General features: G+C 40.0%; 12 protein-coding genes and 4 tRNA genes. 12 read left to right on the plus strand and 4 right to left on the minus strand.

The genetic code is table 11. The features are described 5' to 3' along the window. The first annotated feature begins 17 nt into the window (after positions 1-17). From LC454_RS08855 to LC454_RS08875, 5 genes are all read left to right on the plus strand, one after another. On the plus strand, positions 18-2087 hold the full coding sequence (locus tag LC454_RS08855; protein WP_223581599.1) for a putative porin: 2070 nt from the start codon (positions 18-20) through the stop codon (positions 2085-2087). Positions 2088-2226: 139 nt separating this feature from the next. Then, positions 2227-2304, plus strand: a tRNA-Val gene (locus LC454_RS08860). Positions 2305-2313: 9 nt separating this feature from the next. Further along, a tRNA-Val gene (locus LC454_RS08865) sits at positions 2314-2391 on the plus strand. Positions 2392-2400: 9 nt separating this feature from the next. Then, a tRNA-Val gene (locus LC454_RS08870) sits at positions 2401-2475 on the plus strand. Positions 2476-2509: 34 nt separating this feature from the next. Continuing rightward, positions 2510-2584: transfer RNA gene (locus LC454_RS08875), tRNA-Val, on the plus strand. Between the two features lie 104 nt (positions 2585-2688). Here the strand turns inward: LC454_RS08875 and LC454_RS08880 are convergent. Further along, the gene (locus LC454_RS08880) at positions 2689-3885 is read right to left on the minus strand and encodes an acyloxyacyl hydrolase (protein WP_223581601.1); all 1197 of its coding nucleotides are present in this window, start codon (positions 3883-3885) and stop codon (positions 2689-2691) included. 230 nt (positions 3886-4115) lie between these two features. Here LC454_RS08880 and LC454_RS08885 point away from each other — a divergent pair, with 230 nt between their 5' ends. Continuing rightward, positions 4116-7061, plus strand: a complete 2946-nt coding sequence (locus LC454_RS08885; RefSeq protein ID WP_223581603.1) for a M16 family metallopeptidase — start codon at positions 4116-4118, stop codon at positions 7059-7061. A gap of 353 nt (positions 7062-7414) precedes the next feature. Here the strand turns inward: LC454_RS08885 and LC454_RS08890 are convergent, their stop codons facing one another. Then, positions 7415-7936: an NADPH-dependent FMN reductase gene (locus LC454_RS08890; protein ID WP_223581605.1), complete on the minus strand. Its 522-nt coding sequence runs from the start codon at positions 7934-7936 to the stop codon at positions 7415-7417. Between the two features lie 227 nt (positions 7937-8163). Between LC454_RS08890 and LC454_RS08895 the strand changes: the two genes are divergently transcribed. The 5 genes from LC454_RS08895 to lepB all read left to right on the plus strand — a co-directional run bounded on the left by LC454_RS08895 (position 8164) and on the right by lepB (position 13123). Beyond that, positions 8164-8961: a ParA family protein gene (locus LC454_RS08895; RefSeq protein ID WP_223581606.1), complete on the plus strand. Its 798-nt coding sequence runs from the start codon at positions 8164-8166 to the stop codon at positions 8959-8961. A gap of 1 nt (position 8962) precedes the next feature. Beyond that, positions 8963-9898, plus strand: a complete 936-nt coding sequence (locus tag LC454_RS08900) for a ParB/RepB/Spo0J family partition protein (RefSeq protein ID WP_223581608.1) — start codon at positions 8963-8965, stop codon at positions 9896-9898. A 1-nt stretch (position 9899) separates the two neighbouring features. Next, a complete protein-coding gene (locus LC454_RS08905; RefSeq protein ID WP_223581609.1) occupies positions 9900-10622 on the plus strand; it encodes a DUF5683 domain-containing protein in 723 nt (240 codons plus the stop codon). A gap of 172 nt (positions 10623-10794) precedes the next feature. Further along, complete coding sequence (gene dapB / locus LC454_RS08910) at positions 10795-11538, plus strand: 4-hydroxy-tetrahydrodipicolinate reductase (RefSeq protein WP_223581610.1); 744 nt, start codon at positions 10795-10797, stop codon at positions 11536-11538. Between the two features lie 16 nt (positions 11539-11554). Further along, positions 11555-13123: a signal peptidase I gene (gene lepB, locus LC454_RS08915; RefSeq protein ID WP_223581611.1), complete on the plus strand. Its 1569-nt coding sequence runs from the start codon at positions 11555-11557 to the stop codon at positions 13121-13123. 128 nt (positions 13124-13251) lie between these two features. Here lepB and LC454_RS08920 read toward each other — a convergent pair whose 3' ends face one another. Then, positions 13252-13968, minus strand: coding sequence for a pyridoxine 5'-phosphate synthase (locus tag LC454_RS08920; protein ID WP_223581612.1), 717 nt, complete (start codon positions 13966-13968; stop codon positions 13252-13254). Positions 13969-14028: 60 nt separating this feature from the next. Between LC454_RS08920 and cdaA the strand changes: the two genes are divergently transcribed. Continuing rightward, a complete protein-coding gene (cdaA, locus tag LC454_RS08925) occupies positions 14029-14823 on the plus strand; it encodes a diadenylate cyclase CdaA (protein WP_181390572.1) in 795 nt (264 codons plus the stop codon). A 144-nt stretch (positions 14824-14967) separates the two neighbouring features. On the opposite strand, the gene LC454_RS08930 is transcribed toward cdaA, so the two are convergent. Further along, positions 14968-15813 carry a DUF2911 domain-containing protein gene (locus LC454_RS08930; protein WP_223581613.1) on the minus strand — a complete coding sequence of 282 codons (846 nt, stop codon included), beginning with the start codon at positions 15811-15813 and terminating at the stop codon, positions 14968-14970. Positions 15814-15961 lie beyond the last annotated feature (148 nt).

Consider the following 15961-nt stretch of genomic DNA (forward strand, 5'->3'; position numbering starts at 1 on the left):
ACTATATACAATTTTAGATGAAGTTGATCGTACGCGTATTAGCCGCACTGTGTGTCTTACTTGTTTGTTCCATGGATGTTATTGCGCAAAGCAAAGAAGAGTGGAGCAGCGCATTGGATTCGGCGAGAGCCAAAGAAGATGGGAAAAAAGATTCGGTTATCCTTTCTGCAAAGTATATCCGTTATGCGACATTGGATATGCTTAAAAAAGGAACCTACACAAGGCAAATAGATACATCACATCGTAATTATCAATATTACAATCCCCAAAATCTACCCTGGAATCCCAGTGTGAATCTAGGATCATATGGTCTTGCCACACGTGACTTATTATTCCAGCCCAAAAAGACAATTGGATTTCAGTCTGGATTCACTGCCTTAGAACGTTATTTGTTAAATCCTGACTCTGTTCAATATTTTAGGGCTCGGGCGCGTTATTCCGAACTGTCAGCGGTGGGGTTCTTTTTCAATGATCAGGTTTTTAGGGCCCGGGTAGCACAGAATATCAATTCGCAATGGAATATGAATGTTGACTTTCATTCAACGAAAACAGATGGATTTTATCTTAATCAGAATTATTCGGATCTGAAGGCATCCATTGCATCGTGGTACGAGTCTAAAAATAATCGTTATAACTTATTGATCAACGCCGTTTTTAACCGCTTAGATGCGATGGAAAATGGCTCTACTATTGAAGATCGTCCATTTGCTCCCGAAAACAAACAGTCCCCGGATCGGTTTCCTGTCAAATTTCAGGATGCTAGTAATGCTACTGTGCCAAGATCAAAGTGGTGGGACAACTCGCTGTTCCTACGTCAGTCACTCTATGTAGGTCGGATTGATACCGTAGATAAGGGTAAGCCGACTATGCAGATCTATCCGACAAACAGTATGGCGCATAACACCCGGGTAAGAAGGCAGACTTATAACTTCTTCAAGAACATGAACGACCGTGCTGCTGCAATGCCTTACAATAATAAAGCACTTGCGCTGAATAATGATAAAACAGCGATCACTAATGTTTCCAATGAGTTTGAGTATAATTTCTTTCTGCGCGGTAAATCAATTTTTAAAAATGAAGCTAAGCTGAACCTCGCTTTTCAACATGATATGAACTGGGTGGAGCAGAGCCAGGTGGACTCATTGCGATATTATAGCAATCAGACGGCCTATCCTGAACCGCTTAAGAAATTGCCAGATAGCACAACTTTTGATCGTTTCTATCAAAATGGAATTGTTAAGGGAGAGTTGGGTTACAAATTTTCAGACCGGTTAGATTTTAGCTTAAAAGCCAACCAGATTGTTTTTGGCCATAATATAGGAGATTTCCTCTATGAAGCAAAGGCGGATATCTCCATGGGGGATAAAATCGGAAAGGTAACTCTTTCTGCCTATTCGCAGAACAAATCTCCTGAAATGATTTTTGAGAACCTGAACTATACTTATGGTAACTGGAATGATCTGGGCTTGAAAAAGACCAAAATTCAAAATGTGGCGTTTCAATACCGTAATCCTACATTGGGGTTCAACGGGAAAGTTGAGTATTTTCTGATGAATAACTATACTTATTTTGAAGAGCTGCCGAATCCGCAAAACGACCGTAGGAAGGATAAATGGATTAATCCAGCGCAACTGGATAACGCCAATTTATTGAAAGTGAGTGTGGGCCAAAAATTTAAACTCAATCATTTTACACTTGATAACTTGGTGGTTTATCAAAAAACTGATCAACAGAGCGTATTGGCTATTCCTGAGGTTTATACTTGGCATAGTCTCTATTATAGCAATCTCTTTTATAAAGTCATTGATTATAGTATAGGTATTGATGCCAAATTTAATACACCTTATGCCAATCCAAATTACTCGATAGGAACAGGACAGTTTTATAACGCTTATCAGCAGATAGAATTTTCTACTTATCCGATTATGGACTTATGGATCACCGCCAATATACAGCGGGTCAATATGTTTTTAAGTTATAATTTCCTAAATCAGAATTTCTACCCGAATGGTTATTATACTGTACGGCGTTATCCAATGAATACAGCCAATTTTAGATTTGGTATTTCGTGGAAGTTCTACGATTAATAGCTATGAAAATTATGTGGGTGTTTTTTAGCTTGTTGCGGTTTTAAATGTAGAAAATCTTTGAAAATAATTTTGAGAATAGAATTTTTAAGCTATATTTGCACACGCAATTAGGGAACGGCGTTCTTTAAAAAAGTATGGAGGCTTAGCTCAGCTGGTTCAGAGCATCTGCCTTACAAGCAGAGGGTCACAGGTTCGAATCCTGTAGCCTCCACCATACAAAGTCGGAGAATTAGCTCAGCTGGTTCAGAGCATCTGCCTTACAAGCAGAGGGTCACTGGTTCGAATCCAGTATTCTCCACCAATCCAAAACGGAGGCTTAGCTCAGCTGGTTCAGAGCATCTGCCTTACAAGCAGAGGGTCACAGGTTCGAATCCTGTAGCCTCCACAAAGCATCATAAAATGGTGCTTTTTTTTCGTTAGGGGGTTTAGCTCAGCTGGTTTAGAGCACTACCTCGACAAGGTAGGGGTCACTGGTTCGAACCCAGTAATCCCCACAATAAAAAAAGCGTTCTTATGAACGCTTTTTTTATGCTGTTAATATGGCTTTCTATAGTACCAATGTATTTGCCTCTGTTATCGGAGCCGTAGAGCGCATGTATTAGTTGCTGGTTGGAGTCCCCCGTTTTTTACCTAACTTAAAGCCATAGCCTGTTGTCCATTCGATAAAGTCTGCTTTACCACCATGTGCTTTAATGGAAACTCCAGCAAAGAAATCTTTATACACTTTATAGCGTACACCTGCTCTTAGGTATACGGGTGTGCTTTCACCATTGAATTTATTACGGTGTAAGTATACGCCGACATTTCCATTGATATATAGTCTGGAATTTAACACGTGGTCAATATAGAAAGCGGGCCCATAGGAAAATAATGCGGAGAATTTACTGGCTTTATCCCCAGCGATGTTTTCGTCGTTACCACTTGCTGAATAGAATGCGTCCATTCCAGCACCAAGACGCCATTTGTATCCAAAATGCTTGCTATAATAGGCCCCTAGGGTCGATTTGAAATACTGGCCATCGTGCTCCCGATCGATCTGTTTAAATCCAAAAGCATAGTTGAAATGTAGTTCCTCCGTTTCTTCCATTTTTGGAATCGTGCGTTTTCTGAAATCAAATGGTTTGCTCGTTGGCGTATAGGAGACGGATAAGCTCAATGGCAGGAGGTTTATTCCGGTGTTTGGCAAAGCCAATGCGCCATTGCTGAAATGGTGGAACGCCACGCCGGCACCGATCTGAAATTTTTGGCTTAATCGGTAGTTTGCCTGAAGTCCAAGGTCAATAAATACATTGTTTTTGCTTCCAATAAGTAGATTGAAAGGGTTGTCCTCTTCGTTGTAAGGGTTGAACCTGCCGGAAAGTCCCAATGCAATCCGGTAGTTGAAATTCCATCGGCTGTTGACTTTCGGTTTTATGGGAATCGCAACAAAGCCATAGAGAGCAAAAGGTTGGCCCAGGTGCTCCTGGCCAAAAGTGCTGCTATAGATGCCGACACCATAAATAGGATAGTTATATATTTCGTTATAAATGCTTTTTAACGAATCCTGAAATTGTGTTTGGAAGCCAACGCGAAAATTAAGGCCACTGTAATAGGAGTCTTCCAGGGTTTGCTTCGAACGTTCGTTAAATTTGAGTTCGCCACCACTTTCATGCTCAAGTTGAAATATTAACCTTGTTTTTGCGGGAGTACGGTTGTTTGATGTGTCTTTCTGATTTTCTATTCTAGGAGTGACCTGCGCATTTGTACGAAAGGAAAGAAGTGCGAAGATCACAAAAACAAGTATGCTTGATCTCATGAAATAAAACGTTTGCGTTTTTTAAAATTTTTGCAAAAATAAGAATGATAAACCATTGTAACAATATTCATTCAACATATGGGAAATACAGATGACAAATTGCCCTATTTCAGCTACAAAGAAGAAAGTGCAGCAGTAGTGACTTGCAATAAATTGTTTTTATATCTAAGTAATTATATTGCATATCCACAGCAATTTATCTAAGTTTGAGCTGAAAAGAAAAAGGAAATATGATTAAAAATCTATTTAAAATTACTGCTGTTACGATTGCTCTAACAACAGCAGGAGGTACTTTGTTTGCTCAGAACGCCAAATTTGACTGGAAAGAATCTTCTGAGGGTGGGTATACCTACAAGTATGTGACCAATGACCCTACCCATTCGAGGTTTTACAAACTCAAAAATGGTCTAACCGTTATCCTAAGTCCAACCAAAAAAGAACCGCGTATCCAAACTTACATTGCAACAAAAGCCGGAAGTAAAACCGATCCAAAAGATCATACAGGTTTGGCTCACTATCTGGAACATATGCTCTTTAAGGGTACGGATAAATTTGGATCCAAAGATTGGGCCAAGGAAAAGCCTTTGCTGGATCAGATTGATGCACTTTATGAAAAGTACAACGGTACGACTGACGAGGTGCAACGGAAAGCGATATACAAGGAAATCGACCGCGTGTCTGGTGAAGCGGCCAAATACGCGATTGCTAATGAATACGATAAACTGATGGCATCCATGGGTGCTGAAGGTACAAATGCATTTACTTCGTTTGAACAAACAGTTTACCAGGAGCAGATTCCGAGCAATGTAATGGATAAGTATCTTGCTGTACAAGCCGAGCGTTTTAGAAATCCGGTACTCCGTCTGTTCCATACGGAGCTGGAAGCGGTGTATGAAGAAAAAAATATCGGATTGGATAAAGATAGCCGTAGGGCTATTGAAGCAATGTTTGAAGCAGCTTTTCCAAATAACAACTATGGTAAGCAGACCACTATCGGTACAGTAGAACATCTAAAAAATCCATCGTTAAAAGCGATCCGAGAATATTTTAATACCTATTATGTGCCTAACAATATGGGTGTGATCATGTCCGGTGATTTTGATCCTACAGAAGTTGTGAAGAAGGTGGATAAGAGTTTTGCCTTTATGCAGCCAAAAGAGGTGCCGCCATATACTTTTGATCCTGAGAAGCCTATTTTAAGCCCAATTGTTCGGGAGGTAAAAGGGCCGGATGCGGAATTTATGTTTATGGGGTTCCGTTTTCCGGGTGCAGCCACCAAGGATGCGCAGCTATTAAATCTGATGAGTCAGATTTTGACGAACGGTTCTGCAGGTCTGATTGATCTGGATTTGGTGAAGAACCAGAAGCTATTGGGTGCGGGAGCCTTCCCGTATGTGTTGAAGGATTATTCACTATTGATTCTACAGGGAAATCCAGGGCAGGGTCAGAGCCTAGAGGAAGTACAACAGTTGCTGCTAAAAGAACTGGATAAACTGCGGAAAGGTGAATTCTCTGATGATTTGATTGGAGCAATTGTCAATAACGCGAAAAAAGATGAGATCAAACAGAATGAAAGTTATGGCGATCGTGCAGAAGCATTGATGGATGCTTTTACATCGGGTCAGGACTGGTCGTCGGTGGTTAGTTATTCGGATGGGTTGAATAAGATTACAAAACAAGATATTGTCAATTTTGCCAATAAATATTTGAACGATAATAACTACGTTGTCGTTTATAAACGTAAAGGGGTAGACAATAATGTTGTCAAGGTAGTGAAACCGGAAATTACACCTGTCACTGTAAACCGTGACGATCAATCTGATTTCTTGAAAAAAGTGGAGGCAATGCCAGAGGATAAGATCCAGCCGGTGTGGGTAGACTACAATAAAGATGTTCAGAAAGCTACCGCAAATGGTTTGCCGGTGCTTGCTGTGAAGAATAGTGACAATGAATTATTTTCCCTGTCTTATCGTTTTGATGTAGGGAAATGGAGTAATAAATTGTTGTCGTTGGCGGCAGGTTATCTGGAGTTTTTGGGAACTAAAGATAAATCCAGTGAGCAATTCAGCAAAGACTTTTATCAATTGGCATCTGATTTCTCGGTCTCTGCGGGAAATGAAGAAACACTGGTCTCAATTTCGGGTTTGAATTCGAATTTTATCTCCACGCAATCTTTAATTCAGGATCTATTGCGCAATTGCGTGACTGACCAAGAAGCATTCAAAATGTATATTGCACGCCTTAAGAAGTCCAGAGCGAATGCAAAGGAAAACAAGGGAGCGATTATGGAGGGATTGAAATCTTATGCAAAATATGGTGCTAAGAACCCATTCAATAATGTTTTTACAGATGCGGAACTGGATGCCTTAAAAGCGGAAGATCTCGTAAAAGCATTACATGATCTGGCGAATATGAAACATACATTGCTTTATTTTGGACCATTGAGCGCGAGTGAATTTGTAGCGAAGGCAAAACCATTAAAACAAGGTTCGGGTGACTATGTACAAGGGGGAAAAAGCTTGGTGTTTGCGGAGCAGCCAACCAATAAAAATCAGGTATTGTTTGCTAATTTTGATATGAAACAAGCAGAAGTATTCTGGTATAGAACATCTGACGCTTATTCTAGTCCACTTACACCAACAGTATCGTTGTTCAATAATTATTTTGGTGGTGGTATGGGAAGTATTGTATTCCAAACTATTCGTGAATCGAAAGCGTTGGCTTATTCTACTTACGCATTCTATGGCCAGCCTTATAAAAAAGAAAATCATTATACAGTGGGTGCTTATGTCGGTACACAGGCCGATAAATTCAATGAGGCAATCAAGGGTATGAATGAATTATTGGATGTACTTCCTGAAAGTACAAAGGGTTTGGATATTGCGAAAGTTAGTTTGCAGAAGTCTATTGCGAGTGAGCGTGTACAGAATGCTTCTATTCTAGGTAGCTATTTAAGTGCACAACGTATGGGGAACACAACAGATATTCGTAAAGTTGTTTATGAGCAAGCTCCCAAGCTGACTTATGCTGATTTGAATATGTTCCATAAGAAAGAGATGAGCCAGAAGCCTTATGTATACTGTATCGTAGCGAAGGAAGATAGCCTCAAACCAGAAGATCTTGCTAAATTGGGCGAGGTGAAAAAACTGGATTTAAAAGAAATATTTGGCTATTAGTTTTTTTAGATATTAGTATCTGGACAAGAGATTTTAGACAATAGTTTTTAGGCCTTTGTTTGATAAACTATTATCTCCTTTCTTGATTTTCTACATTAACATAACAACGGGGCTACTCAATTAGGCAGCCCCGTTGTTATGTTATTTGGTATCCCCGATAGTCTCTTTTCAAATAGTTAGTTCTCAATGGTGCTTTTATTTTTGGAATAGTCTTCCCACTGGTTATCTAATTGTTGTTTGTATTCTTAAAATTGCCGATAAGCTAGCTTCTTGCTTATCAAAAACGTATGATAATCTCTTGCAAAATGGAAGGGATGATCTACTGAATTGTGTTTGATCTTCGTCATAAGGGCTTAAAATCGAATGATCTCCTCAACCTGTTCGTTGATAAACTGTAGTGTATCTTCTTTAAATAATTCACCGTTTTCGTTCAGTTCCTGCTGTACATTGGGAAGAAATATCTTGAGGGGGAGAACATGCATTCTGAGGTAGTGGCATATTCCCGTGAGATGATCTATCCCGCGTAGGTTGCCATATCTTCCAGAAGATAAACCAACCAATGCAACTTTTTTGTGGTAAAAACTAATCGGAAAAGTGCAGCAGTCAATAAAAAGCTTAAGCGCGCCAGGGATGCTTCCATTGTATTCGGGTGCTATGAAAATAAACATATCGGCCTGACTAACCTTCTGCTGAATCGGTTCAAAAGCGGTACTTCTTTTTCCGTAAAGATCTGTTTCTAAAATATTTGGAGTGAGATCTGATAGCGAAAAGATCTCACTCTCAATAGATTTACGATTAAGAAGCTGTTGGTAGCATTTTGCTATTTTTAACGTCTTACTATTTGGACGGTTTGTTCCGGATATTATTAAAATCATTGTGTTGTTGATACTTATAAAAAGCACTATTTCAAAGTGGATACATATCTTGATTTTTTGTATCTTAGCATCCTGAGGATATGTGCCTTTGATCAATCAAAAGTACGAAATATGCTGAATTTGTTAGGCTAATTTAAATTTAGCGTAAATATTTGGACAAATTGATCTTCGGAAAAGTGAAATGTAGTGTAAAATGACATTTTAATTAAGAAAGGTTTTCATTCAAGATGGGAAAAATAATCGCAATCGCAAACCAAAAGGGTGGGGTCGGAAAAACCACAACGTCAATTAACTTGGCGGCTAGTTTGGCGGTTTTAGAATATAAAACATTGTTGGTGGATGCAGATCCACAAGCAAACTCTACTTCTGGGATTGGTTTTGACCCTCGTACGATCAATGAAAGTATATACGAATGTTTGGTCAATGATTTGAGTCCAAGAGACGCTATTCAGTCAACTGAAACGCCAAATCTTGATCTTTTACCTGCTCATATCGACTTGGTGGGTGCTGAGATTGAAATGATCAATATGCACGAACGGGAGTATAAGATGAAAAAAATCTTGGATCAGGTGAAAAATGATTATGATTTTATTATCATTGACTGCTCTCCTTCCTTGGGTTTGATCACGATTAATGCCTTGTCAGCATCTGATTCGGTCATCATACCTGTTCAATGTGAATATTTTGCATTGGAAGGTCTTGGTAAATTACTGAACACAATTAAAATCGTTCAAAACCGTTTAAATACTAGCTTGGAGATTGAAGGTATTTTATTGACGATGTATGATGTTCGTTTAAGACTCTCTAATCAGGTTGTAGAAGAGGTGAAAACGCATTTTACGGATTTAGTTTTTGACACCATCATTCAACGTAATACTCGTTTAAGTGAAGCTCCTAGCTTCGGTATTTCTGTTATCATGCACGACGCTTCTTGTAAAGGAGCGATCAACTATTTGAATTTGGCGCGTGAGATATTGCAGAAAAACGGGCATCTTAATGAAATGAATACAACAGTAACCGCATAATATGGCAGCACATCAGCGTAAAACAGGACTGGGAAGAGGTTTAGGTGCGCTATTAAACGATAGTGTAGAAGCTCCTGCTAAAAGTAATCAGCAAGTTGAGGAGTCACCGCTTGTGACTTCTTCTACAGTACATACAAACAAAGAAAATGGCAGCATCAGCCATGTCCGTGTAGAAGAAATATCGGTGAATCCATTTCAACCTCGTACCGAATTTGATCCGGTTGCCCTACAAGAATTATCCGAATCTATTATTTTGCAGGGTTTAATCCAACCGATTACAGTACGTAAGATTTCGGATGGCAACTATCAGTTGATCTCAGGGGAGCGACGTCTTCGTGCTTCACGATTGGCGGGAATCACGGAAATTCCAGCTTATATCCGTACCGCTAATGATCAGCAAATGCTGGAAATGGCATTGATCGAGAATATCCAGCGCGAAAACTTAAACGCCATTGAGGTTGCTTTGAGCTTTCAGCGTATGATCGAAGAATGTAATCTAAAGCAAGAGGAACTTGGTGAACGTGTCAGTAAAAACCGTTCTACAGTGACAAACTACCTCCGCCTATTGAAACTTCCACCTGTCATTCAGGCGGCGATACGAGATGGCGCCTTGACCATGGGACACGCTCGTGCACTGATTAATATTCCAGAAGTAGATAAACAGTTATATATCTTTAAATTGATCATCGATCAAGGTTTGTCTGTTAGAAAAGCCGAAGAACTTGTTCGCGAACTTCAAAAAGGCGGGAAGAAAAAAGTTGGCAAAGAGAAAACTGCGATGTCATTTCAGCTGCAAAAAATTGAAGATGATCTGGCGTCGAAATTTTCGTCGAGAGTCAAATTGAATTTGAAGAGTACCAAAGGTAAGGGGGCGATTGAGATTCCTTTTGAATCGGAGGATGATTTGAGCCGTATTCTTGAACTTTTAGATTGGTAATATGACCAAATTAATAAGTCTGCTTTTTGCCGTATTTGCTGTACTGATCGTACAAGCGCAGACTGTCGATACAATTCCAAAAAAACAGGTTCAAACTGTTAAAGCAGAAAGTTTGAAACCAAAATCAGCACAGGATACTGTTAAAAAGGAATCCCGAAAAGAGCGTAAAAAGCGCGAAAAGGAGGAGGCCAAAGCGAAGGAGAAGGTCGTTTTTAAAGACTCAACCCGCTTAGCTATTGAAGCAAAGAATAAACAGGCCTGGAAACGTTCTTTGGTGCTCCCTGGCTGGGGTCAGTATACCAACGGTGGCGTATGGTGGATTAAAGTGCCTGTGATCTATGGTGGATTGGCAACTACCGTGCTCGTTTTTGATTTCAATAATAAATATTACAAAGAACTTTTGGGTGTATTACAAGATAGGGCTGAAGGTCGACCAGTAGATCCTTTTTATGAAAGAATCCCAGATCAGTCAATTATACGGGCAAAGGACAATGCAAGACGAAACAGGGATTTGATGGTATTGCTAACGCTCGGGGTCTATGGATTGAACGTTGCCGAAGCGTATATTGATTCTATGCTAAAATATCGCTGGAGTATTGGTGATGACAAGCCCAAAAAGACAGCTTTTTCTATCGGACCTACATTAATGGATGCAAGTCTCGCATCTGGATCGTTTACTTTTAAACCTACAGTCGGATTAAAGTTGTCCATAAAATTCAATTAAAAACCTCGCGCTGAAGCCTGCAGCAAGTGCAATGGCCGACGAAATAGGGTTCTTATTGGTCTTTGAATACGGACACTTTCAATAAAAAATCGTTGTTAATCACGGTTTTGTGTCTGTTTTTCAATGGAATTTTTTAATTTTAAAAATAAACTATACTTTATTTTCTAGATATATGAACATCATTCTCTTGGGATATGGCAAAATGGGGCAGATTATCGAAAGGTATGCACTGAAAAGGGGCCATCAGATTTTTTTAATTGTGGATGAAAATAATCGTCCCGGCCTGACAGTTGATGATATCAAGGGAGCTGATGTAGCTATTGATTTTAGTGTGCCATCTGCTGCTTTGGATAATATGAACCTCTGTTTGGAAGCAGGTGTACCAATTGTAGTGGGGACAACAGGTTGGTATGATCAATTGGAAAGTGTCAGAGAAAAATGTCTGGACTCAGATGGAACAATTTTATATGGTTCAAATTATTCGATCGGAGTGAATGTATTTTTTCATATCAACCGTATGTTGGCTGCAGCCTTACAACCTTATAAACAATATGATGTGCAGGTGGAAGAAATCCACCATATCCACAAGTTAGATGCTCCTAGTGGTACTGCGATTACCATTGCAGAGGGTATCTTGGATTACAGTGATGTGAAAACAAACTGGGTCAATACTGTTGTGGGCGAGCAAGATGAAATTATTCCTAAACCACAAGAACTTCTCATCGAGAGCCATCGGATTGAGGAAGTTCCGGGTACACATACCGTGCTGTACAGTTCTGAAGTGGATCAAATAGAATTTAAACATACTGCGCATAGTCGTGATGGCTTTGCGTTGGGCGCTGTCGTAGCCGCCGAATGGTTGAATGGTAAGAAAGGATTCTATCAAGTAACTGAAATTTTTGATTTTAATAAATAGTACTAATTAATAGATTATGTGGTTAATTATCTTTGCGGTTTTAACGGCAATAGCGGGATATGGATTGTGGCAATTGTTTGTTAAAGCTGGCAGAAAAGGCTGGGAAGCAATCGTACCTTTTTATAGTCAATATATACAGGCTAAATTAACAGGAAGACCAACCTGGTGGGTGATCTTATTGTTGATTCCAATAGTCAATATTTTTGTCTTCTATAACCTTTACCTCGACTTTATCCATTGTTTTGGCAAGCGTCGCTTTTGGGAGAATGCTGCTGCTGTTTTGGTACCATTTATCGTGTTGCCTATGTGGGCAAAAGATACTAACGTGCGTTTCTTGAATGGTTTGTATGCTAAAAACCTGAAGACCGCTGCACAGGAAGGGGTGGAATTGACCGAAGAGAAGCTTGCGGAAATTGAACAAGCCTCCTATAAGGAATATAAAATCAAATATCCTTATAAGAAATCTATGGTGCGTGAATGGGCTGATGCAATCGTATTTGCAACTGTTGCGGCATCACTTATCCGCGGATTTTTAATCGAGGCGTATATGATCCCGACAGGATCAATGGAACGTACCTTATTGATCGGGGATTTCTTATTTGTGAGTAAATTGAATTATGGCCCTCGTGTGCCTAATACGCCAATTGCTTTTCCTTTTGCGCATCATACGATGCCAATAACAGGAGGAAAGGCTTACTCTGAGTTGATTGAGTTGCCTTACAAACGATTGCCGGGCTTTCAAAAGATAGAGCGAAATGATGTCGTTGTCTTTAATTTCCCCGCAGGTGATACAGTAGCCTTGGAAAACCAGAATGCAAGTTACTATGACTTGGTCAGAGCCTACGGCTGGCAGACCGTTAATTCGCAGTTTACCATTCAGGCCCGACCAATAGACAAACGTGAAAATTATATCAAGCGGTGCGTCGGATTGCCGGGGGATAAGATTGCAATGAAGGATGCCAAGCTTTTTATCAATGATCAACCGGGATTTGATCCGCCTGAAAGCCAGTTGAATTATTATGTGTTGACAGATGGCACGCCCTTGGATATGGAACGTCTACGTGAATTACGTATCGAAGGTGGTGGATCTGATCAGCAACCAGGTGTATATGAGCTGTATATGACAGATGATGAGGTCGCGCTTGTGAAATCATGGTCAAATGTAAAGGAAATCAGAAGAAGTCCAGCTGGTGAAGGTGCTTATCCGTACGATCCTCAGTATAAGTGGGATTTTGATAACTTTGGACCTATCTTGATTCCGAAAAAAGGCTGGACTGTTGCTTTGAATGCTCAGACTTTACCAATCTATGAGCGCGCCATTCGCGTTTATGAAAATAACAAATTGGAAAAACGTACCGATGGTATCTACATCAACGATGTTAAAGCGGATAACTATACCTTTAAAATGGACTATTTCTGGATGATGGGCGATAACCGTCACAATTCCCTGGATTCAAGAGGATGGGGATTTGTGCCTGAAGACCATATTGTAGGTAAAGCATTATTCACCTGGATGAGCTGGGATGAAATCGGTTCGGGACTGACTAAAATCCGTTGGAACCGTATATTTAAAGGAATTCATTAATAGTCGCTATAACGAAGAAATCATTTTCTTCTTATAGCGGACGTGAGTCAAAAAAAGGCTTTCCCACAGGAAAGCCTTTTTTATTTGCAATAGTTATTGTTTAAGGCATCCAGCCTTCATCGTATCGTTTATTTTAGACAGATCAGATAACGTTTGATTGTTTCCTCAAGTCCAAGGTATAGGGCATCAGAAATCAAGGCATGTCCAATGCTTACTTCCAGTAATTCAGGTATATGTTGATTGAAATACTGGAGATTGTTTAAATCTAGGTCATGGCCTGCATTTAAACCTAAGCCAACCTCGCGTGCTTTTAATGCGGCTTTGAAGTAAGGTCTGATGGCGGCTTCTTTATCAAAGCCATATTCGCTGGCAAAACCTTCTGTATATAACTCTATTCGATCTGTCCCTGTTTCTGCTGCCGCTTCGACCATCTCCTCCACGGGATCTACAAAGATTGATACACGGATGCCAGCATCTTTGAACAATTGGCACATATCCTTTAGATAGGCTTTGTTTTTGATAGTGTCCCAGCCGTGATTGGAAGTCAGCTGGCCTTCGGTATCAGGAACCAAGGTTACCTGAGCAGGTTTGTTGGCCAGTACAAGGTCAATAAATTTCTGTTCCTGGCAATTGCCCTCAATATTGAGTTCGGTCTGAATTTCGGCTTTTAAGTCAAATACATCCTGATAGCGGATATGTCTTTCGTCCGGTCTTGGGTGGACAGTGATGCCTTGTGCCCCAAAACGTTCACAGGCTAATGCAGCAGCTACAAGATTGGGGTTATTACCCCCTCTGGAGTTTCTGAGTGTTGCAATTTTATTGATATTTACTGAAAGTCTAGTCATTTTCCTGTATGTTATACGGTAAAAATACGAATAATATCTATTTTTTTTTAACTTGCATATATGGATGGAATCGATTATAGTTTGTTTAGTGGCTTTCGCCTATTGGACGTTATCGATATTATATTGGTGGCGATTATTATTTACTATATCTATAGTCTGATTCGGGGTACCATAGCCGTGAATATCTTGATCGGGGTTGCCTTGTTTTATGGGGTCTATATTGTTGTCAAACAGATGCACATGCGTCTATTGACCGAAATATTTGGTGGATTTATATCTGTAGGATCCATTGCGCTTATTGTGGTATTCCAACAGGAAATCAGACGTTTTTTGCTTCATGTGGGGAAGAATATATCGATGAAGCGAAAAAAGGTTTTCTGGTCCTTTTTAGGAAACAAGAAAGCGATACAGAAGGACCTGACGGAGGATTTAAGGCCGGTTGTGGAAGCCTGCAGAAGTATGTCGCGTACACGAACCGGAGCACTATTGGTTTTCTCAAAATATTTTGATGAGGAATATTACCAGAGCAGTGGTGAGTATATCGATGCACATATTTCAAAACGTCTAATTGAGAGTATATTTCATAAAAATAGCCCCCTACATGATGGGGCAGTCGTGATTGTCGATTTCAAGATTATGACGGCTTCCTGTGTACTGCCATTGTCAGATAGTGAGGATTTACCGCTACAATTCGGGTTGCGGCACCGTGCGGCAATTGGGGTGACGGAAATCTCCGATGCCATAGCGGTCATTGTCTCCGAGGAAACTGGGGAAATCTCTTTTGCAAAGGACGGTAATGTGAACATGAATGTTTCTCCCGAAGAACTGGAACAACTGCTAAAAGATGAGTTATAAAAATGAAGTTGGTCAAAAGTAAAAGAAGTGCCTGCGCATTGAATATTCGAAAAGAGCGGGGAAGACATAAGAAAGAAATTAACAAAAAATGGGGGTATCCAAAAAGTCGGATACCCCCATTTTCGTTATACAGTTTCCAATGCGTTATTTTTTTGCAGCATTGATTATTTGTGTATTCAATTTGATGTATTCGTTATTCTTACCTTCAGTAGCGACTTCAACTCCTTTCGTCGCGGTTTCTAACGCGCCTTTTTTATCGCCGGCCTTTAATTGTGCTTTTGCTTTCCAGTATAATACGTGGGCAGCCTTAGGCTGTGCTTTGGCCGCTTCGTCAAACCAAGTTAATGCTTTATTTTGATCCAGATTGTTGTTGAAATAATATTGGGCAGCGGCGAAATAAGGTTTTTTTTCACCTTTCATAGCTTCATCAATGGAAGCGATAATTTTTGCCTGTTGATTGACTTTAAGATCAACTTTTATTGCTGTTTTCTCCCATGCAAGAGTTAATACGGCATCCGTCGGTGTAACATTGTCGAAAGAGATCGTAAATGTTTCGACCGGCGAACTCAAATTCTGCGGTTTCACATTGAAGCGAAATGCATCTTCAGATTGATTGTAGGTGTAGGCTCCCCATTGCTTGGTATTCTTGCTAATAATAACAGTCCATTCATTCTTATTAGGAATGGTAAATAATGCGTAGGTTCCCGCAGTAAGTTTGTGTCCATTTAGGCTAACATCGCCTTCAAATGTTAAGGTTGTGTTGGTATTGGCACCTGTACGCCATACTTCATTGTATGGTACGAGTTCACCAAAAATCTTACGGCCGTTCATGCTTGGACGACTATAGTTTAGCGTTACATTTTCAATCCCTAATCCCTGTGTGATTGTTTGAGCACTACTTGCTGCAGGGAGTTTTAACTGAGCAAAGGATTCATTTGCAGTAAACATCAGGGCTGCTGCAAAAGCAATGGCAAAGAATTTCTTTTTCATTTGTTCGATAATTACATTGTGAGCTTGTTTGCTCGATTATTTATGAATATAGAATTTTGCGAATTAATGGTTGAGGCTCATTTATTTCGGATGAGGCACTCTACATCATGGCATGTGGAATGAATCCTGTTGCAATCGGACGAAGATT

Origin of the sequence: Sphingobacterium sp. GVS05A (assembly GCF_019969845.1) — a bacterium.
Lineage (GTDB): Bacteria > Bacteroidota > Bacteroidia > Sphingobacteriales > Sphingobacteriaceae > Sphingobacterium.

Coding starts and splice junctions, on each gene's coding strand:
- LC454_RS08900 (WP_223581608.1), top strand. CDS start 8,963: ATGGCAGCACATCAGCGTAAAACAGGACTGGGAAGAGGTTTAGGTGCG.
- LC454_RS08880 (WP_223581601.1), bottom strand. CDS start 3,885: ATGAGATCAAGCATACTTGTTTTTGTGATCTTCGCACTTCTTTCCTTT.
- LC454_RS08855 (WP_223581599.1), top strand. CDS start 18: ATGAAGTTGATCGTACGCGTATTAGCCGCACTGTGTGTCTTACTTGTT.
- LC454_RS08930 (WP_223581613.1), bottom strand. CDS start 15,813: ATGAAAAAGAAATTCTTTGCCATTGCTTTTGCAGCAGCCCTGATGTTT.
- cdaA (WP_181390572.1), top strand. CDS start 14,029: ATGGATGGAATCGATTATAGTTTGTTTAGTGGCTTTCGCCTATTGGAC.
- LC454_RS08920 (WP_223581612.1), bottom strand. CDS start 13,968: ATGACTAGACTTTCAGTAAATATCAATAAAATTGCAACACTCAGAAAC.
- lepB (WP_223581611.1), top strand. CDS start 11,555: ATGTGGTTAATTATCTTTGCGGTTTTAACGGCAATAGCGGGATATGGA.
- LC454_RS08905 (WP_223581609.1), top strand. CDS start 9,900: ATGACCAAATTAATAAGTCTGCTTTTTGCCGTATTTGCTGTACTGATC.
- dapB (WP_223581610.1), top strand. CDS start 10,795: ATGAACATCATTCTCTTGGGATATGGCAAAATGGGGCAGATTATCGAA.
- LC454_RS08885 (WP_223581603.1), top strand. CDS start 4,116: ATGATTAAAAATCTATTTAAAATTACTGCTGTTACGATTGCTCTAACA.
- LC454_RS08890 (WP_223581605.1), bottom strand. CDS start 7,936: ATGATTTTAATAATATCCGGAACAAACCGTCCAAATAGTAAGACGTTA.
- LC454_RS08895 (WP_223581606.1), top strand. CDS start 8,164: ATGGGAAAAATAATCGCAATCGCAAACCAAAAGGGTGGGGTCGGAAAA.